20 protein-coding genes are annotated in these 22744 nt (G+C 63.4%); all 20 read left to right on the forward strand.

Annotation, left to right across the window (positions count from 1 at the left end):
* The first annotated feature begins 54 nt into the window (after nt 1–54).
* The 20 genes from NKJ00_RS01385 to NKJ00_RS01480 all read left to right on the forward strand — a co-directional run bounded on the left by NKJ00_RS01385 (nt 55) and on the right by NKJ00_RS01480 (nt 22720).
* Nucleotides 55–1362 carry an ABC transporter substrate-binding protein gene (locus tag NKJ00_RS01385; protein WP_128302308.1) on the forward strand — a complete coding sequence of 436 codons (1308 nt, stop codon included), beginning with the start codon at nt 55–57 and terminating at the stop codon, nt 1360–1362.
* Nucleotides 1363–1387: 25 nt separating this feature from the next.
* The gene (locus NKJ00_RS01390; RefSeq protein ID WP_352440119.1) at nt 1388–2116 is read left to right on the forward strand and encodes an ABC transporter ATP-binding protein; all 729 of its coding nucleotides are present in this window, start codon (nt 1388–1390) and stop codon (nt 2114–2116) included.
* Entirely contained in the window at nt 2113–2841 is a 729-nt protein-coding gene (locus tag NKJ00_RS01395; protein WP_128302310.1) for an ABC transporter ATP-binding protein, read from the forward strand. The genes NKJ00_RS01390 and NKJ00_RS01395 overlap by 4 nt, the downstream gene beginning before the upstream one ends.
* Nucleotides 2828–3691 carry a branched-chain amino acid ABC transporter permease gene (locus NKJ00_RS01400; RefSeq protein ID WP_352609297.1) on the forward strand — a complete coding sequence of 288 codons (864 nt, stop codon included), beginning with the start codon at nt 2828–2830 and terminating at the stop codon, nt 3689–3691. The genes NKJ00_RS01395 and NKJ00_RS01400 overlap by 14 nt, the downstream gene beginning before the upstream one ends.
* Nucleotides 3688–4713 carry a branched-chain amino acid ABC transporter permease gene (locus tag NKJ00_RS01405; RefSeq protein ID WP_352440104.1) on the forward strand — a complete coding sequence of 342 codons (1026 nt, stop codon included), beginning with the start codon at nt 3688–3690 and terminating at the stop codon, nt 4711–4713. Before NKJ00_RS01400 ends, NKJ00_RS01405 begins: the two co-directional genes overlap by 4 nt.
* Nucleotides 4714–4727: 14 nt before the next feature.
* Nucleotides 4728–5744 carry a zinc-dependent alcohol dehydrogenase gene (locus tag NKJ00_RS01410; RefSeq protein WP_128302313.1) on the forward strand — a complete coding sequence of 339 codons (1017 nt, stop codon included), beginning with the start codon at nt 4728–4730 and terminating at the stop codon, nt 5742–5744.
* A gap of 11 nt (nt 5745–5755) precedes the next feature.
* Nucleotides 5756–6544 carry an alpha/beta fold hydrolase gene (locus NKJ00_RS01415; RefSeq protein ID WP_352609298.1) on the forward strand — a complete coding sequence of 263 codons (789 nt, stop codon included), beginning with the start codon at nt 5756–5758 and terminating at the stop codon, nt 6542–6544.
* 26 nt (nt 6545–6570) lie between these two features.
* A complete protein-coding gene (locus NKJ00_RS01420) occupies nt 6571–7791 on the forward strand; it encodes an acyl-CoA dehydrogenase family protein (RefSeq protein WP_128302315.1) in 1221 nt (406 codons plus the stop codon).
* Between the two features lie 81 nt (nt 7792–7872).
* On the forward strand, nt 7873–8403 hold the full coding sequence (locus NKJ00_RS01425; protein WP_352609299.1) for a flavin reductase family protein: 531 nt from the start codon (nt 7873–7875) through the stop codon (nt 8401–8403).
* Between the two features lie 390 nt (nt 8404–8793).
* Nucleotides 8794–10329 carry an FGGY-family carbohydrate kinase gene (locus tag NKJ00_RS01430; protein WP_352609300.1) on the forward strand — a complete coding sequence of 512 codons (1536 nt, stop codon included), beginning with the start codon at nt 8794–8796 and terminating at the stop codon, nt 10327–10329.
* On the forward strand, nt 10326–11102 hold the full coding sequence (locus tag NKJ00_RS01435; protein ID WP_352609301.1) for a DeoR/GlpR family DNA-binding transcription regulator: 777 nt from the start codon (nt 10326–10328) through the stop codon (nt 11100–11102). The genes NKJ00_RS01430 and NKJ00_RS01435 overlap by 4 nt, the downstream gene beginning before the upstream one ends.
* Nucleotides 11099–12811 (forward strand): glycerol-3-phosphate dehydrogenase/oxidase, encoded by a 1713-nt coding sequence (locus NKJ00_RS01440; protein ID WP_502895791.1) that lies wholly within the window; start codon nt 11099–11101, stop codon nt 12809–12811. The genes NKJ00_RS01435 and NKJ00_RS01440 overlap by 4 nt, the downstream gene beginning before the upstream one ends.
* Nucleotides 12812–13234: 423 nt before the next feature.
* A complete protein-coding gene (locus NKJ00_RS01445) occupies nt 13235–14245 on the forward strand; it encodes a sugar-binding transcriptional regulator (protein ID WP_352609302.1) in 1011 nt (336 codons plus the stop codon).
* A 33-nt stretch (nt 14246–14278) separates the two neighbouring features.
* Complete coding sequence (locus NKJ00_RS01450; RefSeq protein WP_352628454.1) at nt 14279–14935, forward strand: DUF2291 family protein; 657 nt, start codon at nt 14279–14281, stop codon at nt 14933–14935.
* Nucleotides 14932–16473: a sugar ABC transporter ATP-binding protein gene (locus NKJ00_RS01455; protein ID WP_352628455.1), complete on the forward strand. Its 1542-nt coding sequence runs from the start codon at nt 14932–14934 to the stop codon at nt 16471–16473. Before NKJ00_RS01450 ends, NKJ00_RS01455 begins: the two co-directional genes overlap by 4 nt.
* A gap of 26 nt (nt 16474–16499) precedes the next feature.
* Entirely contained in the window at nt 16500–17633 is a 1134-nt protein-coding gene (locus tag NKJ00_RS01460) for an ABC transporter permease (protein ID WP_128302320.1), read from the forward strand.
* A 38-nt stretch (nt 17634–17671) separates the two neighbouring features.
* A complete protein-coding gene (locus NKJ00_RS01465; protein WP_013533072.1) occupies nt 17672–18613 on the forward strand; it encodes a D-ribose ABC transporter substrate-binding protein in 942 nt (313 codons plus the stop codon).
* Nucleotides 18614–18708: 95 nt separating this feature from the next.
* Entirely contained in the window at nt 18709–20268 is a 1560-nt protein-coding gene (locus NKJ00_RS01470; protein ID WP_352628457.1) for an FGGY-family carbohydrate kinase, read from the forward strand.
* The gene (locus tag NKJ00_RS01475; protein ID WP_352628459.1) at nt 20265–21782 is read left to right on the forward strand and encodes a glycerol-3-phosphate dehydrogenase; all 1518 of its coding nucleotides are present in this window, start codon (nt 20265–20267) and stop codon (nt 21780–21782) included. Before NKJ00_RS01470 ends, NKJ00_RS01475 begins: the two co-directional genes overlap by 4 nt.
* Nucleotides 21782–22720, forward strand: a complete 939-nt coding sequence (locus tag NKJ00_RS01480) for a sugar phosphate isomerase/epimerase family protein (RefSeq protein WP_352628461.1) — start codon at nt 21782–21784, stop codon at nt 22718–22720. The genes NKJ00_RS01475 and NKJ00_RS01480 overlap by 1 nt, the downstream gene beginning before the upstream one ends.
* Nucleotides 22721–22744: the final 24 nt, after the last annotated feature.

A 22744-nucleotide genomic window follows, 5' to 3' on the forward strand; every position in this document is an offset into this window, starting at 1 on the left:
GAACTGAGACCGGTCCCGTGGGCCGGAGAAACTTAACCCAGGGAGGAACCGACGATGAGCTACTACAACAGACTGGTGAAATCGGGCTTGCGGCCCAGCCGTCGAAGCGTGCTGAAGGGGATTGGAGCCGGCGTTGCCGCCAGCACGCTGGGCATGCCGGCCTATGTGCGCGCCGCGACGGCGGGGAAGATCAAGCTGGGCTACCTCAGCCCCACGACCGGACCGCTCGCCCTTTTTGGTGAAACGGATGGCTACACATTGCAGAAGATCCGCGCCCTGCTCGGCGGCCAGCTGCAATGCGCCGACGGCAATACTTACGAGATCGAGATCCTCGATCGCGACAGCCAGTCCAATCCGAACAAGGCATCGGAAATCGCCGGCAATCTGATCCTGAACGACGAGGTTCATCTGCTCGTGCCGGCCTCGACCACCGACACGATCCTGCCCGCGGCCGAGCAGGCCGAGCTTTATGAAACGCCCTGCATTTCCTCCGGCGCTCCCTGGCAAGCGGTGATCATGCCGCGCGGCGGCGGCAAGCAGACCTTCGACTGGACCTATCATTTCTTCTGGGGCCTCGACGAGGCGCTGAACACCTTCGTCGGACTCTGGAACCATCTGGAGACCAACAAGAAGGTCGGGATGCTGTTTCCCCAGAACATCGACGGCGAGACCTGGGGCAACGACGAATATGGCCTGCCGGCGCCGACCCGCAAGGCCGGCTACGAGGTCGTGGTGCCCGGTTATTTCCAGCCGCGCACCAATGATTTCTCCGCGCAGATCGCCGAGTTCAAGAAGCAGGGCTGCGAGATCATCGGCGGCATCACCTATCCCGACGATCTGAAGACGTTCGTCACCCAGTGCAACCAGCAGGGCTTCAAGCCGAAGGCGGTCACGGTGGCGGCGGCGCTCCTGTTCCCGGGCGGTGTCGAGGCGATGGGGCCGCTTGGCAACGGCATGTCCTCGGAGGTCTGGTGGACCCCGGCCTTCCCGTTCAAGTCGTCGCTGACCGGGCAGATCAGCAGCGACATCGCCAGCCAATGGGAGGCCGATTCGAAGCGCCAGTGGACGCAGCCGCTGGGCTATTCGCATGCCTTGCTCGAGGTCGCGCTCGACATCCTGAAGCGCTCTTCCAATCCGCTCGACCGTGCGGCCAATCGTGACGCTCTGGTCGCTACCGATCTGCAGACGCTGGTCGGTCATATCAAGTTCGACGGCTCGCCCCACAAGAACATCTGCAAGACGCCGATCTTCGGCGGCCAGTGGGTGAAGGGTGAGAAATGGCCTTATGACCTGAAGATCGTCGACAACACGGTCAATCAGCTCTTCGCGCCGCAGCAGGCTATCCAGCCGATCGCCTGGTGACATGAGCGGGAACGCGGGCAGAGTTATGGGTAGGGAAATCCTGCTGAAAGCGCACGGCGTGTCGAAGTCCTTCGGCGCTGTCCGCGTCCTGCATGACGTGAGTTTCGACGTGCATAGGGGCGAGGTCCTGGGCATCCTAGGCCCGAATGGCGCGGGCAAAACGACGCTGTTCAACATGATCAGCGGCGATTTGAAGACGTCCGGCGGCGAGATCCAGCTCGGCGACACCGCGCTTCGCGGCGAGCCGCCCTTCCGGCGTTGCCAGATGGGGATCGGGCGGACCTATCAGATCCCGCGTCCCTATTCCGGCATGACCACCTTCGAAAACCTGCTGGTCGCCGCCGCTTTAGGGGGCGGCCGGTCCGAGAAGCAGAGCTATGCTTTCTGCGCCCAGGTCCTGCGCGATTGCGAGCTCTCCGACAAGGCCAATGTCTCGGCCGGCGCTCTCACTCTGCTCGATCGCAAGCGGCTGGAGTTGGCGCGCGCGCTGGCGTCGGATCCGAAGCTGCTGCTGCTGGACGAGATCGCGGGTGGGCTGACCGACGATGAATCGAAGGCGCTGGTAGCGCTGGTGCGCCGCATCCGCGACCGTGGCATCACCATCGTGTGGATCGAGCATGTGTTGCACGCGCTGCTGGCGGTGGCCGACCGGTTGTTGGTGCTGAACTTCGGCGAGAAGATCGCTGAAGGCGTGCCCGCCGAAGTGATTGCGCTGCCCGAGGTCCAACGCGTCTACATGGGGATCGAGGCATGACGGCCGTTCTTTCCACCCACGGGCTATTGGCCCGCTATGGCGATTTCCAGGCGCTCTACGGCGTCGACATCGAGCTGCACCAGGGTGAGGCCGTGGCCTTGATCGGCGCCAACGGGGCAGGAAAATCTACACTCCTGCGTTCGATCATGGGCCTGCTCCCGGTCCGGCGCGAGATGGTGCTGCTGCACGGGGAGGCCGTTGGCGGCACCACCACCGACCGCATGGTGCAGAAGGGTGTCGCCATCGTGCCGGAGGGCCGCCGGCTCTTCACCGGCATGTCGGTCGAGGACAATCTGCGCGTCGCCATCGACCAGGCCGCGCGCATAGGCGCCAAGGGCGGATGGACGCTGCCGCGGTTGCATCAGCTGTTCCCGATCCTCAAGGAGAAGGCCCGCACGCAGGTCCAGAGCCTCTCGGGCGGGCAGCAACAGATGGTGGCGATCGGCCGCGCGCTGCTCTGCCAGCCGCGCGTGCTGCTCTGCGACGAGATCAGCCTTGGTCTTGCGCCGAAGGTGATCCGCGAGATCTATGCCGCCTTGCCCGAAATCCGCGCCACGGGAACGGCGATGATCGTGGTCGAACAGGATGTCGGCCTCGCCCGGTCCGCCTCGGACCGCCTCTACTGCATGCTCGAGGGGCGCGTGACCCTGACCGGCAGGTCCGCCGAAATCACGCGCGAACAAATCGGCAAAGCCTATTTTGGAGCAGGCCATGGAGTGGTTTGACGCCTTGGTGCAAGGGATCCTGCTGGGCGGCATGTATGCCCAGTATGCGCTCGGCATGGCGCTCATGTTCGGCGTCATGCGGATCGTCAACATCAGCCATGGCGATCTTGTGATCCTTTTGTCGCTGATCGGCATCTCGATCGCCACGGCCTGGGGTCTGGGGCCGCTGCCTGTGCTGATCGTACTGGTGCCGCTCGCGGTGCTGATGGGCTGGGTGCTGCAGAAGGCCGTGCTGAACCGGGTGGTAGGGAGCGATCCGCTGCCCTCGCTGATCGCGACCTTCGGACTGTCGATCGCGCTGCAGAACCTGATGCTGCAGATATGGTCCGCGAACAGCCGATCGTTGCCCGGCCATGGAATCGAGAGTCAATCCATCGAGATCGGCGGTATCTATGTCGGCCTCCTGCCGCTGATCGTGCTGGCCGTCGCCACGGGGTTGACAGGAGGCCTCGACCTGACGCTGAAGCGCACGCGCTTCGGCCGGGCGCTCCGCGCCGCGTCGGCGGATGTCGAGGCAGCGGCAATGACCGGCATCAATCCGCGCGCCGTCTATGCGATGGCGACAGCGGCAGCGGTCGGCATCCTCGGTTTTGCAGCCGTCTTCCAGGCGTTGCGGTCGACCGTCGCGCCGGCCGACGGACCTGCCCAACTGATCTACGCCTTCGAAGCGGTGATCATCGGCGGCATGGGGACGGTATGGGGCGCCTTCGCCGGCTCGATGGTCCTCGGCATCTCGCAGGCCGTCGGCTTCCGCATCGATCCGGGCTTCGGCGTGCTCGCCGGACACATCGTCTTCCTGATCGTGCTGGCGACCCGCCCGCAGGGCCTGTTTGGAAAGGCATTGTCATGAGTGCGATCCCCTATGTGGCAACCGAGGTGCCTGAGGTCCTGGTCCAGCGCCAGACCCGGTCCGGTCGCATCGCGATGACGCTGGCTGTGCTGGCGCTGATCGGTGTCGCCGCCATGCCGTGGTGGGCCTCGACCGGCACGATCCGGTCGATTCTGGTGCTGTGCTGCTACATCGCCGTCGCGCAGATGTGGAACCTGCTAGCCGGCTATGCCGGCCTCGTCTCGGTGGGCCAGCACGCCTTCATGGGTGCTGCCGGCTATGCGCTTTTCGTGCTGGCGCAGACTTACGGCATCAATCCGTTTGTGGCGGTCTTCCTTTCGCTGCTGGCGCCGGCCGCGCTGGCCGTGCCGATCTACCTGCTGCTGCATCGCCTGGATGGCCCCTATTTTTCGATCGGCACATGGGTGGTGGCCGAGGTATTCCGGCTGGCCGCCTCGAATCTCCCGCTCGTCAATTCCGGCGCGGGGATGTCGCTTCGCGTGATGAAGGACTATTCGGCCTTCGAGCGGAATGTCGCCATGTCGCTGCTCTGCGCGGGGATGCTGCTCGTCACGCTGGGCGGCAGCTATTGGCTGCTTCGCTCGCGCTTCGGCCTTGCGCTGATCGCCATGCGCGACAATCCGGTCGCGGCCGCGAGCCAGGGCGTGAATGTCGTCAAGCTGCGCTTCCTGATCTACGTCGCGTCGGCGGTCGGCTGCGGCCTTGCGGGCGCCATCTATTTCATGGCGCAACTGCGCATCACCCCGGGTTCGGCCTTTGATCCGATGTGGGCGAACGTCGCGATCTTCATCGTCATGGTCGGCGGGATAGGGTCCATCGAGGGCGTTCTGATCGGATCCCTGATTTTCTTCATCGCGGACCGCTGGTTCGGTGAATACGGCGCGAGCTATTTCGTCGTCCTCGGCCTGATGACGCTGCTGGTGGCGCTCTACGCCCGCACCGGCATCTGGGGCCTGATCTCGAAACGGTGGGATGCGCCATGGTTCCCGATCCGACGCAGGCTCGTCGATCCGAACCGCTGAGAGGGAGGGTTTTTATGAAAGCAGCCATCTTCGATACGGTCGGCAGTCCGCTGCGGATCGGCACGGTGCCGGATCCGACGCCGGCGCCGGATGAGGTCGTCTTGCGCATCGCAGCCTGCGGCATCTGCGGCAGCGACCTGCATATCACCGAGGATCCGGTGCCTTTCGGCATCGGTGGAGGTTTCGTTCTTGGCCATGAATTCGCCGGCGACATCATCGCGCTGGGATCACGGGTGGCGAGCCTTCGGATCGGTGAGCGTGTGGCCGTCGTGCCGATGCACGGCTGCGGGCACTGCCAGGCCTGCAGGCGCGGCGATCCAGGCCGCTGTCCCGACATGGTGCTGATTGGTGGCGGCTATGCGCAATACGCGGCCGTCGCCGCGCGCCAGTGCCATGTCTTGCCCGACGACGTTGCGCTGGAGGATGGCGCGCTGGCCGAACCGCTCTCGGTCGCGCTGCATTGCATCATCCGCTCGGGTATGAAACCGGGAGACCGGGTCGCCATCCTGGGCGCCGGGCCGATCGGCCTGCTCGTCGCCTTCTGGGCGCGGCGGCTGGGAGCGTCGTGTGTGGTCGTGGCCGATATCCACAGCCATCAGCGTGACCGTGCGCTTGCGCTTGGCGCGACCGGTTTCGCGCTATCGGGCAACAGGCTGGCGGAGAACCTTGCCGATCTCTGCGGCGGTGCAACCGATATCGTCTTCGAATGCGTCGGCAAGCGCGGCCTCATCGACGCAGCGGTCAAGGCGGTCCGGTTGCAGGGCACGGTGGTCGGCGTCGGCCTGTGTATCGGCGGCGACGAATGGGATCCGTTCGTCGCGCTGACCAAGGAAGTGAACCTGCTCTTCTCGGTCTTCTTCCATCAGCGCAACGAATTCGGCGTCGCCCTCGATGCGCTGCGCGGCGGACCTTTCGCACCGCAGGCGCTGATCACCGATCGGATCGACCTCTCGCCGGTTCCGCAGATATTCGAGAGCCTTCGCCGCCGCACCACGCAATGCAAAGTGCTGATCCAGCCGGACCTTGTTTGAGGAGAGTGAATATGGCCGTTCAATTCGAAACGCTCGAATACGATGTCGGTGGCACGAAAACGGTGGTGAAGGCCATCGGTCAGGGCAAGCCCGTGCTGTTCCTGCACGGCGCCTCGACGCTTGAAGGTTTCGACTTCGCCGAAGGCCTCGCCGACCGTTTCCGCGTGCTTTGCGCGAGCCATCCGGGCTTCGGCTTTTCGGGCGCTGCGCCGCATGTGACCGGGATGTCCGACATGGTTCTGCACTACCTGAACCTGCTCGATGTTCTGAACCTGCCGGAGAAGCCTCATCTCATCGGCTTTTCCATGGGCGGCTGGATGGCGACGGAGCTCGCCGGCCTTGCGCGCGAGCGTTTCGACAAGGTGGTGCTGATCGCGCCGGCAGGGCTCAACGACCCCGCGCATCCGGCCACCGATCTGGGCGCGGTCGCGCCGCAGGAGCTGCCGGCCTATCTGGCGCATGACGTCTCGGTGGCGCTGCGCTATTTCCCGGACGGCTCGGATCCCGCCTTTGCGGAGGCCTTCGGCGCCGATCGCGCCCGCGAAGGAGAGACGCTCGGCCGGTTGCTGGCGCCGTTCGGCATGGGCCATCCGAACCTGCGGCGCTTCCTGGCGCGCATCGCCAATCCGACGCTGGTCGTCTGGGGCACCAGGGACCGTCTGCTGCCAGCTGGCCAGGCGCCGCTCTTCGTCGAAGCCCTGCCCGACGCACGCCTGATCCTGGTCGAGGATGCCGGCCATTTCGTCATGCTGGAGAAACCCGAAACACTCAGGAAGATCGGCGATTTCCTCGCCGGCTGACCGCATTTGAAAAGGAGGAGAAGACAATGAACAAACCCATCAAGCACGGCTCGTGGGGGACGACCACCGACTATCGCGACTTGCTCAGCAAGATCGCGGAGATCGGGCCGGCCCTGGAAGCCAACGCCACCACCGATGAGGAGAATGGCGAACTGACTGCGGCCACGTTCGAGCTGCTGAAGCCGCTGCGCATGTCGCATATCTTCGCCGCGGAGAGCCTCGGCGGTGCGCAGCTGCGACCCACCCAGGGTCTCGAACTGCTGGCGGCGATCACCTGGCACTCCGGGGCGGCTGGTTGGGTTTCCATGGTGCATTGCTGCATCGGTGCGATGTCGGCTGCCTTTCTGCCGGACAGCGCAGTCGAGCGGCTTTTCGCGCCGGGCACCGAAAACCGGTTCTCGGGGCAGGGCGCGCCGCTCGGTATGCTGAAGAAAGTCGATGGCGGCTACCGGCTGAATGGCAAGTGGAGCTATGGCAGCGGCTTCAGCCACGCCACCTACAGCCACAGTGCCGCCTTTGTCGACGACGGCACCGGCAAGCCCGCCAAGGACGAGAAGGGCAACTTGATCATCATGTGCGCCCATGCCCCGATCTCTCAGCACAAGCAGCTCGGCAATTGGGACGTTCTGGGCCTCGGTGGCACCGGCAGCATCGACTATGCGGCCGAGGACGTCTTCATCGCCGACGATCTCGTTTTCCCGATCCTGACCGCACCGCCGCTGCGTCAGAAGGAGTTCTTCAGTCTCGGTGTCGTCGGCCTCGCCGCAATCGGGCATACCGGTTGGGCTCTCGGCACTGGGCGGCGGATGCTGGACGAGATCGCCAAGTTCGCCCGCACGAAGTCAGGCCGCGCTGGGCTGATCGGCGAGAGCGAGAAGTTCTGGCACGACTATGGCCGCGCCGAAGCCCGCTATCGCGCTGCCCGCGCCTTTGTCTTCGAAGTCTGGCGCGACATCGAGGCGACGGTCGAAGCCGGCAACAGCGTATCGACGCGGCAGATCAGCCTTGTCCATCTGGCCAAATCCGAGATTCACGAGGTTGGCGTCGATATCTGCAACTTCGCCTACCGCGCCGGCGGCGGCGCGTCGCTGCGCGCCGGCGTGATCCAGCGCACCTTCCGCGAGATGATGGTGGCGGCCAACCATTTCACGATCGCGCCGTCGATCGTCACCTCGGCCGGTCGCGACATCGGCGGCCTGTGGAGCGATCGCACCTGGCAGTTCTACGACCTGATCGAGAAGAAGTAGTCCGCAAGGGCCGGACGGCGGACGCCGTCCGGCCCTTATTCACGCTGCAGAAGAGAGACGTCGATGAGCTTCCCGCATCCGATGACCAACGCCTTCCGCGAAGCCTTTCGCCACCATCCGGCCGGTGTTGCCGTGATCACGGCCGATCCCGGCGACAGACCGGTGGCGATGACCGTATCCTCGCTGATCTCGGTAAGTGCTGCGCCGCCGGTCGTCGCTTTCTCGCTGTCGATGAAATCGACTTCGTCAGAGCCCTTGCTACGGGCCGAGACCATGGTGATCCACCTGCTGCGCTTCACCGATATCGACCTGGCGCAGCTCTGCGCGTCGAGCGGCGCGGAACGTTTCCCGCCGGGAGGCGCCTGGGCGCGGCTGCCTACGGGCGAACCGCGCTATACCGGCGTTTCGACCTGGTTCCGCGCCCGTCGGCTCGGCATCCTGCCGATCGAGGGCGCGACGCTGGTCGCGGCCGAACTCCTTGACGGCGAGGTGCAGCCGGACGAGGTCCCCCCGGGGGCGCATTCGCTTGTTTATCTCGACCGTCGCTGGCATCGCCTGCACAAGGAACTGGACGGGGTGGCTGAGCTTCTTGAGTCGTCGCGTTTTCTTTGAACGGCGCCGAAGCGCGGGTTGTCCGGTCGTTGCGCACGGGACTTGCAAAGCCAGTCGAAGCGCGTTCGGCGTCAGTCGTACCGCGCTCCTGGCTCGCCGCGCAGGGTTGAGGGTCATCCGGTCAGTTGGGCATTGGCCGGAACTTCGTCCCGCATCGGATGCGGTACGAGTGGATGGCAATTTTTGTCGCAGATGACGTCAGACTTTTCCGCAAAAATATCTCACATGTTGACGTTAACTTAACATGCTATTATGGTCTGTTTACCGCGTCGGATGCGTCGCTTTTGTATCACCGTTGCTCGTTGATTGTCGTCATGTCTGTCATCCCTATCCCAACCTGCAGGTTAGCCTTGCAGCGCCCTTCACCAGTTGCTGAAAGCGGCGGCGCCCATGCCCAGTCTGCTCGGAATCGATAACGGTCTCACGGTCACCAAGGCGGTGATCTTCGACGCCGATGGCACGCAGTTGTCCGTGGCGCGCCGGCGGGTGCCGCAGTCGATGCCCCATGCGCGGTGGGTGGAGCGCGACATGGCCGGCCTCTGGCAAGCGACCGCCGACGCGATCAAGGAGGCGATCGCGCTGTCCGGCCGCCCGGCGGACGACATCAGGGCGGTGGCGGCAACCGCGCATGGCGACGGTCTCTATTTGCTCGACAAAGATCGTCGGCCGCTAGGCCCCGGAATCCTGTCGCTCGACAGCCGCGCCGGCGAGATTGTCGAACGATGGTCGGCGGATCGGGTCTTCGAAGACGCCTTGGCGCGCACGGGCCAGACGCCGCACGTGTCCGCGCCGTCGGCGCTGCTGGCCTGGATCAGGAAGAACCAACCCGACCGCTATGGGCGCATCGGGCATATACTGGCCTGCAAGGACTGGCTGCGCTTTTGCCTGTCGGGCACGATCGGTACCGACCGTACCGAGGCCAGCACCTCATTCACGGATTTCCGCACGCAAGCTTTCGCGCCGGAAGCGATGCGCATCTTCGGACTGGACGATCTATTTGACGCGCTGCCGCCGGTGGCGCATTCGGCTGAAATCGTCGGTCACGTTATCGCCGAGGCCGCCGAAATGACCGGCCTTGCCGTGGGAACACCGGTCGCGTGCGGGCTGCATGACGTGACCGCCTCGGCGCTTGGTATGGGCGGCCATGAGGAGGGCGTGCTCGCCATCGTCGCCGGGACCTATTCCATCAACGAAGTCGTTTCGTCAGAGCCGCGCGTCGACCCGCGCTGGTTCTGCCGCAACGCCATCGACGCAGGCCGTTGGAACAACATGGCGATCTCGCCCGCCTCGACCGCAAACTACGACTGGTTTCTGGACACGTTCTGCCGTTCTGAGCAGGACAAGACAGGTGCCGATGGAGGCTCCGTCCACGACTTGCTGGCCGCGGAGATCGACGCGGCGCTGAAGAAGCCCTCGACCATCCTGTTTCATCCCTATCTGTTCGGCTCCCCCTTTGGCGACGTCGCCAGCGGCAGCTTTGTCGGCCTTCATGGCTGGCACAATCGCGGCGATATGCTCAAGGCGGTTCTGGAGGGCATTGCTTTCAATCATCGCACCCATGTCGAAGCCTTGCGCGAGGGCTTTGCCATCAGCAAAATCCGCCTCACCGGCGGCGGCTCGCGCAATCCGGCCTTCGTCCAGATGTTTGCCGATGTGCTGAACGCCCCGGTCACCGTCACCTCGGCCGACGAGGCCGCGGCCTTTGGCGCTGCCCTTTGCGCGGGTGCCGCGGTTGGCATCTTCGCGACGCCGCAACAAGGCGCCAGACAGGTCGGCATGACGGCACGCCAATACGAGCCTGTGCCGGCCTCAAGTGCTGTGTTCAACGAGCGTTTTTCCCTCTATGGCCGCATTGCCGGTGCGCTGGAACCGCATTGGCCGGAGATCGAGAAGCTGGCGCGGCAAGACATTGGGGTAAGCGCATGATCAAGGCCGACGAACGGCGCGAAGAGATCGCCGACTATGTGATCAAGCTCGGCCAGGTGCGCATCGACGATCTCGTCGAGCATTTCGGCGTATCGCGCATGACCATCCATAGGCACATCGACCGGCTGGCGCAGCAGGGCGTGCTGCGCAAACTGCACGGTGCGGTGACGGTTCAGCCTTCCGGCCTCTACGAAAGCGCCTTTCGCTACCGGGTGACGGTCAACCGGGCCGAGAAGGATGCGCTGGCGCGAGCAGCACTCGATTATGTCGAAGCCGGCCAGGTGGTGATGCTGGACGATTCCTCGACGGCAAACGCCGTCGCCACGCTGCTGCTCGACGTCAAGCCGCTGACCGTCATCACCAACTCAGTGGCGACGGCTGCACTGCTGACCAATGTCGACGAACTCGACTTCATCTGTCTCGGCGGCCAGTACCACAACACCTACAACGCCTATATCGGCATCGTCTGCGAGAACGCCGTGGCGCAGCTGCGCGCCAATGTGCTGATCTGTTCGGCTTCGGCCATCACCGGAACCACGGCCTTCATCCAGGATCCCAATGTCGTGCGGGTCAAGCAGGCGATGATGGCCGCATCGGTCAAGCGCATCCTTCTGATCGACCATGCCAAGTTCGACAGGATCGCACTGCACGTCTTCGACGATCTGACCAGCTTCGACGTCGTACTGGCAACCGAAGGCCTGGGCGATGTGCGGGCGCAAGCCCTAGAACGGGCCGGCGTGAAGCTGCGCATCGTCAAGACGAAAGCGCCATGAGCTCAAGCGAAGGAACACGTACGGAAAACCCCGCCGGGGGTTTGGCCGCCATGGCCGGGACCGGCGAGGTCGACGTCGTCATCCTTGGCGCCGGCATCAACGGAGCAGGGCTGTTTCGCGACCTGTGCGCGCAGGGCGTGAACTGCCTGATCGTCGACAAGGCGGATTTCGGCTCCGGCACCAGCGCCGCGCCATCGCGGCTCATTCATGGCGGTCTGAAATATCTCGAAACCGGCGAGTTCGGGCTGGTGGCGCAGTCGACGCTCGAACGCAATTTGCTTCTGAAAAACGCGCCGCACTATGTCAGCCCGCTGCCGACCGTCATCCCGATCTTCTCCTGGAGCAAGGGCATGCTGGCGGCGCTGCGGACGCTGTTCGGCTCGACCAGCGCGCCGCGTAGCCGCGGCGCCATCCTGATCAAGATCGGCTTGATGATCTATGATTTCTATGGCTCGCGAAACCAGGTCATGCCGCGCCACCGCATGGTCGGGCGGCGGCAGGCGCTCAGTGAGATGCCAGCACTCAATCCCTCGATCGTCGCTACCGGCACCTACTACGACGCCAAGATAAGCCGCCCCGAAAGGCTGGTGCTCGAACTGATCCTCGATGGGCTGCAGTCAAACGCGGCCTCGGCCAGCGCGAACTACACGGCGCTGGTGAAGTCCGCCAATGGCGTGCTGACCTTCCAGCCGGAAAACGGCGCGGTCTTTTCGGTGCGGCCGAAGCTGGTGGTCAATGCCGCCGGTCCCTGGATCGATGCCGTCAACGATCTGCTTGGCGCGCCGTCGAAGATGATCGGCGGCACCAAGGGCTCGCACATCCTGTTGAAGCACGACGAACTGGTCAAAGGCCTTGCCGGGCGCATGCTTTATTTCGAAGCTGATGACGGCCGCATCTGCCTTGTCTATGACTATCTCGGCCTGGCGCTGGTCGGCTCCACCGACATCAAGGCCGACAATCCCGACGAGGTGCGCTGCGAGCCTGACGAAGTCGAATACCTGCTCGACAGCGTGCGGACGCTACTGCCGGGGATGGCGTTCGAGCACGACCAGATCGTCTATGCTTATAGCGGCATCAGGCCGCTGCCAGCCTCGGATGCATCGCTGCCCGGCTTGATCAGCCGCGATCACTCGGCGCCGGTCGCCGAGCCAGCTCCCAGCAGACCCTTCGCGGTCATCTCGCTGGTCGGCGGCAAATGGACAACCTTTCGTGGCTTTGCCGAGGAAGTCGCCGACACCGTGCTCGGTCGTCTGCAGCGCAGCCGCAAGGTATCAACGCAAGCCATGCCGATCGGCGGCGGCAAGGATTTTCCTGCCGATGCCGCAGCGCGAGCAAATTGGCTAGCGCAGGCTCACTCGGAGACGGGCGCTGAGGAACGACGTCTCGATGAGCTGCTGTCGCGATATGGCACCAGAGCCACGCAGGTCGCCACGCATGGGCCGGATGACGAGCATCGACTGCCGGATTCAGCAAGCTACAGCCGGTCGGAAATTGATTACATCGTTCGCAACGAGTTCGTCGAACATCTGGCTGATATCGTCATGCGCCGCAGCACCCTGGCGATATCAGGTTCTCTGACAGGCCGGGATCTGCAGCAGATTGCCGCGATTACCGGACGGGCTCTGGGCTGGAGCGCCGGGCGTCTTGCAGAGGAAGTCAAGGCCGCAATTGTGGAACTCAAGGGCCGGAACCTGATGCGGCTGGACTGATCACTCCGTCGCCGCTGCTCTTCCCAAGGCAATCCGGTTGGTTGCCCACGGAAGCTCCGCATGCGCAAAATCGCCCAACTCACAGGCAGATTGGGAATTTGCTGATACCAGGTATTACACATTAAAAACAAATAGTTAATGAAAAATTGTATGGCCAATGGCTGTGCAATACTGCTGGTTCCGGTAAGAGATAACACAGATTGACGTTAAATTAACACAGTCGTATGATCGGATAACATGCGTACCTCCTAATGGGTCGATATTGCCTGCCGAAACGCCGGCAGACCGGCGTTTCGGGAAGAAGCGAGACTGTGAATTCCCCGCATGCGAATGCGCCAAACTCGACGAGGGATTGACAGCGATGCCGGGATGTGAAAATTTTTGCACACAGAGATAATAATATCATCCTGGGGAGGAGATGGCTTGAAATCCGGCGGAACCGCTAACCGCGACCATGAGTCCAGCCTCGCCACGCGCGCGGCCTGGCTTCACTATGCCGGGGGGCTCACACAGGCCCAGGTGGCCAAGCGGCTCGGCCTGACCAGCCTCAAGGCGCATCGGCTCATCACACGGGCCACCCAGGATGGCCTTGTCAGAGTGATCATCGACGGCGACGTCGGCGAATGCATCGACCTCGAGCAGCAGCTGATCGATGCTTACGGGCTCGACTATTGTGAGGTCGTTCCTGATCTCGATCAGGACGAATTGCCGCTGAAGGCGCTTGGCATCGCTGGCGCTCAGTTTCTGAAGCGGGAGATCGATCGCGGCGAGGATATGCTGATCGGCGTCGGCCATGGCCGTACCCTTGCCGCAAGTGTCGAGTATCTGACGCGCACAGCCGCCGCCCATATCCGTTTCGTCTCGCTGCTTGGCGGCGTGACGCGCAAATTCGCGGCCAACCCGCACGACGTCATGCATCGTCTGGCCGAGCGGACTGGCGCGCAGGCCTATGTGATGCCGGTGCCTTTCGTCGCCAACACCGCCGAGGACCGTGAGGTGCTGCTTGGCCAGCGCGGCATCAGCGACGTCTTCGATCTGGCAAGCCGGTCCGACCTGATGTTCGTCGGGATAGGGACCGCCGAGCGGGAAGCCTCGCTGGTCGCCACCGGTATGATCGAGCATTCCGAAATCGATGAGGTCAAACGCGATGGCGGCGTCGGCGAGCTGCTCGCCCACTTCTTCGATGATAAGGGGCGCCCGGTGGAAACAGCGCTTTCGGAAAGAATTCTGGCGCTTCCGCGGGGCCAGTTGAAAGGCCGCAGGATCGTCGCCGTCGCCGGCGGCAAGATCAAAGTGCGTGCCATCAAGGCGGTGCTCGAAAGCCGTTACCTGAGCGGCCTGATCACCGATGAAAGCACTGCCCGTGCCCTTGTCGAACAGAACCAATCCAATGGTGCCAAGCGCCATGTGAACGGAGGATCGTCAAATGCGTGACAAGCGCAGATCAGCTTTGCCGGCGGTTGCGTCATGAGTGCGAAGGCTGCCACCGCACCAACCAGGCCGGCTTCGCCCGGCTTGCGTCGGGTACTTGCCGGCGCTGCGGTTGTCGTCCTGCTCGGCGCCATGGCGCTCGACACCAACGTGGTCAGGATCGGCTCTGCCGGCGATGTCCGCAGCGCCGTCTTTTCCGCGGCCGACTACGGCAAGTCGGAGTTTCCCAAGGTGCAGGCCGATGTCGAAGCGCGTGCCGCAGACGCGGTGACGGTGGCGACGGCGATCGCCAAGGACAGGGCGACGGCAGAGAAGGAATACGGCGTGCCTGCGGGTGTCGGGCCTGTCATTTCCGTCAAGTTCAGCGGCGTCGTCGGCGAAGGAAAATCGGGCATCTACAAGGTCGCCGTCGAGGGCGTGCCGGATACGCTGATGATCCGCGTGCAGACCGGGCCGGCGATCAACGGAACGGAGCTGCGCGACGCCACCGGCAAGATCACATTCGGCCAGTTCACCAACCAGATCGAGTATCAGGACGCCGGCTCGGCGCTGAACAACGAGATGAAGAAGGAAGTCTTGGCAAAGCTCGATACGAGCGCCTTGACCGGCAAGACGATATCGGTGGTCGGCGCGTTCAAGCTGGTCAATCCGAAGAGCTGGCTCGTCACTCCCGTGAGGCTGGACGTCAAATGAATCTGACTGCCGACACCGGACCCGCGACTGGTGACGCCGTGCTTTCGGCGCGCAACATCGTCATGTCGTATGGCGGCGTCCATGCACTCAAGGGCGTCAATTTCGACATCCATCGCGGCAAGGTCACCACGCTGTTCGGCGAGAACGGCGCCGGCAAGTCGACGCTGATGAAGATCCTGTCCGGTGTGGTCACGCCGACATCCGGCGACATCGTGCTCGACGGCAACCTCGTCAGCTTTTCCTCGTCCTCCGACGCACGCGATCGCGGCATCTCGATCATCCACCAGGAACTCAGCCTGGCGCCGAACCTCAGCGTTCGCGACAACATCTTCATGGGGCGCGAACTGCGCACCAGGACCGGTCTCGACTTCGCCGAGGAGTCGCGCCAGGCGCGCGCCCTGATGGCCGACCTCGAAGAGGATATTGACCCGATGACGCTGGTCGAGGATCTGCGCCTGGGCCAGCAGCAGATCGTCGAGATCGCACGGGCACTGTCGGTCGACTCCCGCATCCTCATCATGGACGAACCGACCTCGGCGCTCAGCGCAACAGAGGTGGAGGTGCTGTTCAAGGTGATCCGCGACCTGACCAGCCGCGGCGTCTCCATCGTCTACATATCGCATCACCTCGAAGAGGCGCTGCAGATCACCGACTACGCCGTTGTCTTGCGCGACGGCGCGATAACGGCAACGGCCGAAGCCAGGGATATCGATCTCGAGTGGATCGTGCGCAACATGGTCGGCGAGAATTTCGATCTCGGCTCGCCGCCGACCGGCCATGCGTTCGGCGAGGTCGCCCTTTCGATCGAGGATGTCAGCGTCCTCGACACTTCGGGCTCAGGCTATTCCGTCGTCGACCACTTGTCGCTGGACGTCCGGGCAGGCGAGATCATCTGCATCTACGGGTTGATGGGCGCCGGGCGCACGGAATTGCTGGAAGCCGTCGCCGGACGGGTGCCGATGGCGGGCGGACGCGCGCTTCTGGAAGGCGAGGACGTTTCCGGACTGAGCATTGCGCAGCGCATCTCCAGAGGGCTTGTGCTGGTCCCCGAGGACCGCCAGCGCGACGGGCTGGTGCAAACGATGACCGTCGGCCGCAATCTCTCGCTCGCCAGCATCGAAGCGTTCGCCAAGGGGCTGTTTCTGTCCCGTTCGAGAGAGCGAGAGCTGGTCGAAGACTCGATCCGCAAGGTGACCGTCAAGACCGCAGGCGGCAATGCCATGATCGGATCGCTGTCGGGCGGCAATCAGCAGAAGGTCGTCATCGGCAAGATGCTGACGACCAACCCAAAAGTCATCCTTCTCGACGAACCGAGCCGTGGCATCGATGTCGGCGCCAAGGCCGAGGTCTTCCGCTTGCTGAGCGAACGCGCCGCGCAAGGGCTTGCGGTCGTCTTCTCGACCTCTGAGGTCAACGAATGCCTCAGCATTGCCCACCGCATCGTCGTCATGCGGCGTGGCAGGATTTCAGCTGAATTCGGCGCCAACGCCACCAAAGAGCAGATCATGGCCGCCTCTGGCGAAGCCGTGGTCGCCTGATCACCAGAATTTCGGAGCCCAGACCAATGACCGACGTCAGCCAGGCCAGAAAACAGTCCAGTCCAAGCGCGGGCGGCGAAGGCTTCGATCTCGCCAAGCTGCTGCTCGAGGGTCGCGCTTTCTTTGCCCTGATCGTCATCATCGTCGTGTTCTCGATCCTGTCGCCCTACTATCTCTCGGTGGCGAATTTCCTGACCATGGCCTCGCATGTCGCCATCTTCGGAATCCTCGCGATCGGCATGCTGCTCGTCATCCTCAATGGCGGTATCGACCTGTCGGTGGGGTCGACGCTGGGCTTGGCCGGCGTCGTTGCCGGGTTCCTGATGCAAGGCGTGACGCTGACCTGGCTGGGTGTCGTTCTCTATCCGCCGGTCTGGGTGGTCGCGGTGTTGGCCTGCATGCTCGGCGCCGTCGTCGGACTGATCAACGGCGTGCTCATCGCGCGCTTCAAGGTTCCGGCTTTCGTCGCCACGCTCGGCGTCATGTACATGGCGCGTGGCCTGGCACTGCTGATGACCAGCGGCCTGACCTATAACAATCTCGGCGGCAAGCCGGAGCTCGGAAACACCGGCTTCGATGCGCTTGGCTTCAACCGCTTGTTCGGCGTGCCGACGGGCGTCGTGGTTCTCGTGGTCATCGCGCTCATTGGCAGCATCGTCTTGAACCGCACCGCTTTCGGGCGCTGGCTCTACGCCTCGGGCGGCAACGAGCGCGCGGCCGAACTCTCCGGCGTTCCGGTCAAGACGGTGCAGATTTCCGTCTATGTGCTGTCGGGCATCTGTGCCGCCATCGCCGGCCTGATCCTGTCCTCGCAGTTGACGTCGGCTGGACCGACCGCCGGCACCACCTACGAACTGACGGCCATCGCGGCCGTCGTCATCGGCGGCGCGGCACTGACCGGCGGGCGCGGCAACATCCGCGGAACCCTGCTTGGGGCCTTCGTCATCGGCTTCCTGTCCGACGGTCTGGTGATCATCGGCATCTCATCCTACTGGCAGACAGTGTTCACGGGCGCGGTCATCGTGCTCGCCGTGCTCCTCAATGCCGTTCAGTATCGCCGCCGTAGCAAGCTCCCAAGCGCGTCAGGTGGCCAACCGACTTCTCAGAAACGGGGGAAGGCCGAACCGGCCAATCCTGCCCAAGGGAAGACTGCCAGGTGAACTGGCAGCAACACCGCGTAATCATTGGAGGAATGTACATGAAAACCATGCTGAAAAGTCTGCTCGCCGCCGCGATGGTCGTCGGGTTCACGGCCGCCGCGTCAGCCGCGGGCCTGATCTCGATCATCGTCAACGATCCGGCCAACCCCTACTGGCTGACTGAGGGCAACGTCGCCAAGGCCGAGGCCGAGAAGCTTGGCTATACGGCCAATGTCGGCGCCCACAAGGGCGATACCAATACCGAAAGCAATTTGATCGACACCGCCATCACCAACAAGTCGGTGGCGATCATCCTCGATCCGGCCAACGCTGACGGCTCTGTCGGTGCGGTGAAGAAGGCGATTGCAGCCAACATCCCGGTGTTCCTCGTCAATGCCGAGATCAATCAGGAAGGCCTCGCCAAGGGTCAGCTCGTTTCCAACAACGCGCAGGGTGCTGCTCTCGGTGCCCAGCAGTGGGTGCAGGCCGTCGGCGAAAAGGGCAAATATGTCGAACTGCTCGGCGCCCCGTCTGACAACAACGCCGCTACGCGCTCGAACGGGTACGCGACTGTGCTGAGCCAGTACCCGGATCTCGAAAAGGCTGCTTCGCAGGTCGCCAATTGGGATCGTACCCAGGGCCACGACAAGATGCAGAGCATGCTGCAGGCCAATCCCGACATCATCGCCGTGATCAGCGGCAATGACGAGATGGCGCTTGGCGCGGTTGCGGCGCTGAAGGAAGCCGGCAAGCTCGCCGGCATCAAGGTCGGTGGCTTCGACGGCTCCCCGGATGCGGTTGCGGCGATCAAGTCCGGCGAACTGCAGTACACCGTGCTGCAGCCGGTCGCCATCTTCTCGGCCAAGGCCGTGCAGCAGGCGGACTCGTTTATCAAGACAGGTGCCACCGGTGCAGCGACCGAGAAGCAGCTGTTCGATTGCCTTCTCATCACCAAGGACAATGTCGACAAGTACACCGCACCCTTCGTGCTGTCTGAGTAATACCTGTACAGGGGGTGTTTCGCGGACACCCCCTGCCTCTTCTACGAAATGACTGCCCTCGTGAACTGCCTTCGCAACCAACCGGAATTTGCGGCATGAAAGACCTGCTGATCGGCATCGACGCGGGAACGTCGGTGATCAAATCGATCGCTTTCGACCTGTCCGGGCGGCAGCTCGCCATGACGTCGGTGCCCAACAGCTTCGTCACGCTGGAAGGCGGCGGCGCCGAGCAGGACCTCGACCAGACCTGGCGCGACATGGCGCGGACCGTTCGCGATCTCGCGGCCAGGGTTCCCGACCTCGTGCAACGAACCGCAGCGGTGGCCATCACCGGGCAGGGCGACGGAACCTGGCTGATCGATGGCGACGGCTTGCCTGTCTCGCGCGCCTGGCTGTGGCTCGATGCCCGCGCCGGACATCTGGTGGACGAGATGCGCGCCGATCCCCGGGATCGCAGGCGGTTCGAGCTGACCGGCACGGGGCTGAATTCCTGCCAGCAAGGCGCCCAGCTTGCCTTCATGAAAAAGAACCATCCCGACATGCTGGAGCGGGCGGCGACCGCACTGCATTGCAAGGATTGGCTCTACTTCAAGATGACGGGTGAACGCGCCACGGATCCTTCCGAGGGAACCTTCACCTTCGGCGATTTTCGGTCGCGCACCTATTCCGACGAAGCCCTCGACATCCTGGATCTGACGATGCATCGCCGCCTGCTGCCTCCCATGCTCGAAGGCACTACCGACCATCATCCGCTGTCGCGATCGGCGGCGGCAGAGACTGGCCTGCTCGAAGGCACGCCGGTGGTGCTCGGCTACGTCGATATGGTCATGACGGCGCTCGGAGCCGGCCTCTATGATCCCTCGGGCAATGTCGGCTGCACGGTCATTGGCTCGACCGGCATACACACACGCTTTGCCGCCACTCCCGACGATGTCGTGCTGAACGACGATGGCTCCGGCTACACGATCGCCATGCCTATTCCAGGCGCCTTTGCACAATTGCAATCCAACATGGCGGCGACGCTCAACATAGACTGGGTGCTTGGCCTTGCGCGCGACGTGCTCGCGACGGCTGGCGGCAAGCCTTCTCATGACGAGTTGCTGAAGGCCCTCGACGCTTGGGTGGAAGCATCGGAGCCTGGTTCGCTGATCTACCAGCCCTATATATCGCTGGCCGGTGAAAGAGGACCGTTCGTCGATCCTGACGCACGCGCTGGCTTCATCGGCCTTTCGGTCAAGCACGGCTTTGGCGATCTGGCACGCGGCGTCCTCGAGGGACTGGCCTTCGCCGCACGCGATTGCTACCAGGCGATGGGCGCCGTGCCGAGCGAGATCCGCCTGTCGGGCGGCGCCGCGCGCAGCCCCTCCCTACGCCGCATCATCGCGGCGGCGACCCGGGCGCAGGTGCGCACCAGCAGTCGCCAGGAAGCCGGCGCGGCAGGCGCCGCGATGATGGCGGCCGTCGGCCTCGGCGTCTATGGCTCGATGGAAGACTGCGCCGCCGAATGGGTGACGCCGCTTCTCGGCGACTGCGATGCCTATGACGAGGCGCTTTCGCATACCTACGATGCCCTCTTCCCTTCCTTCGTTGCAGCGCGTCAGGCGCTTCGGCCGGTGTGGAAGGGCATGGCGCACCGCACAGGAGCAAGATCTTGAGCAATACAACAGATGTCGTCGATCTCTTCGTGATCGGCGGCGGCGTCAATGGAGCCGGCATAGCGCGTGATGCGGCAGGTCGCGGGCTGTCCGTCATCCTGTGCGAAAAGGACGATCTCGCGCAAGGCACGAGCTCGCGCTCCGGCAAGCTGGTGCATGGCGGCCTGCGCTACCTCGAATATTATGAATTCCGGCTGGTTCGCGAAGCACTGATCGAACGCGAGGTGCTACTCGAGGCGGCGCCGCACATCATCTGGCCGATGCGCTTCGTTCTTCCGCACAGCCCGCAAGACAGGCCGGCATGGCTGGTCCGGCTCGGGCTGTTTCTCTACGACCACCTTGGCGGCCGCAAACGACTGCCGGGGACGCGAACGCTGAACCTCAGGACAGCGCCCGAAGGGGCGCCGATCAAGGACAAATTCAAGCGCGGTTTCGCATATTCCGACTGCTGGGTCGACGACGCGCGCTTGGTGCTGCTCAACGCCCTGGATGCCAGGCAGCGCGGTGCCAGAGTGCTCACGCGCACCGCCTGTGTCGCGGCCCGCCGCGAAAACGGACTGTGGTCGATCGACATGCAGGATGGTCGCACGGGTGCGGTGACGAAGGTCCGGGCGCGGGCGCTGATCAACGCGGCAGGCCCCTGGGTCAACGACATTGTCAGCCGCGTCGCCGGCCAGAATTCCACGCGCAATGTTCGGCTTGTAAAGGGTAGCCATATCGTCGTGCCCAAATTCTGGGAGGGGCGGCAGGCCTATCTCATTCAGAACAACGACAAGCGGGTGATCTTCGTCAACCCGTACGAGAACGATCTGGCGCTGATCGGCACGACCGACATTCCCTACGAAGGCAGGCCCGAGGAAGTGGCGGCCGAGGCAAGCGAAGTCGACTATCTGATCAAGGTGGTCAATCGCTATTTCAAGCGACAGTTGACGCCACAGGACGTGGTCCATAGTTTCTCAGGCGTGCGTCCGCTCTATGACGACAATGCCGACAATCCAAGCGCGGTGACGCGCGACTATATTTTCGAACTCGACGCCTCCAATGGCAACGCGCCGCTGCTGTCGGTGTTCGGCGGCAAGATCACCACCTTCCGCAAGCTGTCGGAACATGCGCTGGAAAAGATCCAGCCGTTTTTTCCGATGATGAAGAAAGCCTGGACGGCCAAAATCCCCTTGCCGGGAGGCGACCTGCCCAATGCGGACTTCGAGCAGTTCCTGAGCGATCTGCATTCCGAGTTTTCATGGCTCAGCCCGTCGCTGGTGAAGCACTACGCTCGAAGCTACGGCACCCGTGCCAGGCAATTGCTCGCCGGCGCACAGCGCGAAGCCGATCTCGGCCGCCGCTTCGGTCCCGACCTGTATGAGCGGGAGGCAAGGTTCCTGGTCGAGACCGAATGGGCCGGCACATCAGCCGATATACTGGAACGCCGCACCAAACATGGCCTGCATCTCGATGCGGCCGAGCGCAAATTTTTCGAAGACTGGTTCGGTAACATCATGGCGACGGCAGACTGATGGCCTTCACGCTTTCCCTCAACACCAATCCGCTGGTCAATCGCTTCGCCGATCCAGACGATCTGATTGACGCGATTGCCTATGGCATCGGAATCCGCGACGTGCAGCTGACGCATGAATTCGTCAATCCGGGCTGGCCGGCGGCAACGATCGCCAAATTCCTGCGCCTGTTCAACAGCGCGCTTTCGCGGACCGGCGTCAGGATCACCTCCGGCATGACAGGACCCTATGGCCGGCTCAACCATTTCGGCCACCCGGATGCGGATGTCCGGCGCTATTATGTCGACTGGTTCAAGACCTTCGCCGACATTTCCGCCGAACTCGGCGCATCGGGAATGGGCACGCAGTTCGCCATCTTCACCTACAAGGATTTTGACGATCCGCAACGGCGGGCGGCACTGCTGGACATCGCGTTCGAATGCTGGCGCGAGGTGGCCGAGCACGCCAAGGCGGCGGGTCTGACATACCTGTTCTGGGAACCGATGTCGGTCGGCCGCGAGTTCGGCCACACGATCGAAAGCTGCGTCACGCTTCAAAGCGCTATCGATGCGGCGAAGCTGCCCATACCGATGCATATGATGGTCGACATCGACCATGGCGACGTCACTTCGCCCAACCCTGCCGACACCGATCCCTATGCCTGGGCGAAAGCGTTTCCCTTGCAATCGCCGATCATCCACATCAAGCAGTCGTCGATGAATAAGGGCGGGCACTGGCCGTTCACGGCCGCCTACAACAAGGATGGCCGCATAGTGCCGCAGAAGTTGCTGGACGCGGTTAGGCAGGGCGGTGGAACCGACAATGAAATTTGCCTTGAACTTTCCTTCAGGGAGAGGGAACCAGTCGACCATCAGGTTATCGAGATGATCCGCGAGTCGGTGGATTTCTGGGCGCCTTACATCGACAGTGGCCGCGACAGTCTCAAGCCTCGGGCTTGAGTGAAATGCTGGCTAGACGCCGGC

The sequence above is a fragment of the Mesorhizobium sp. M0227 genome (assembly GCF_040321855.1).
Classification (GTDB): Bacteria; Pseudomonadota; Alphaproteobacteria; order Rhizobiales; family Rhizobiaceae; genus Mesorhizobium.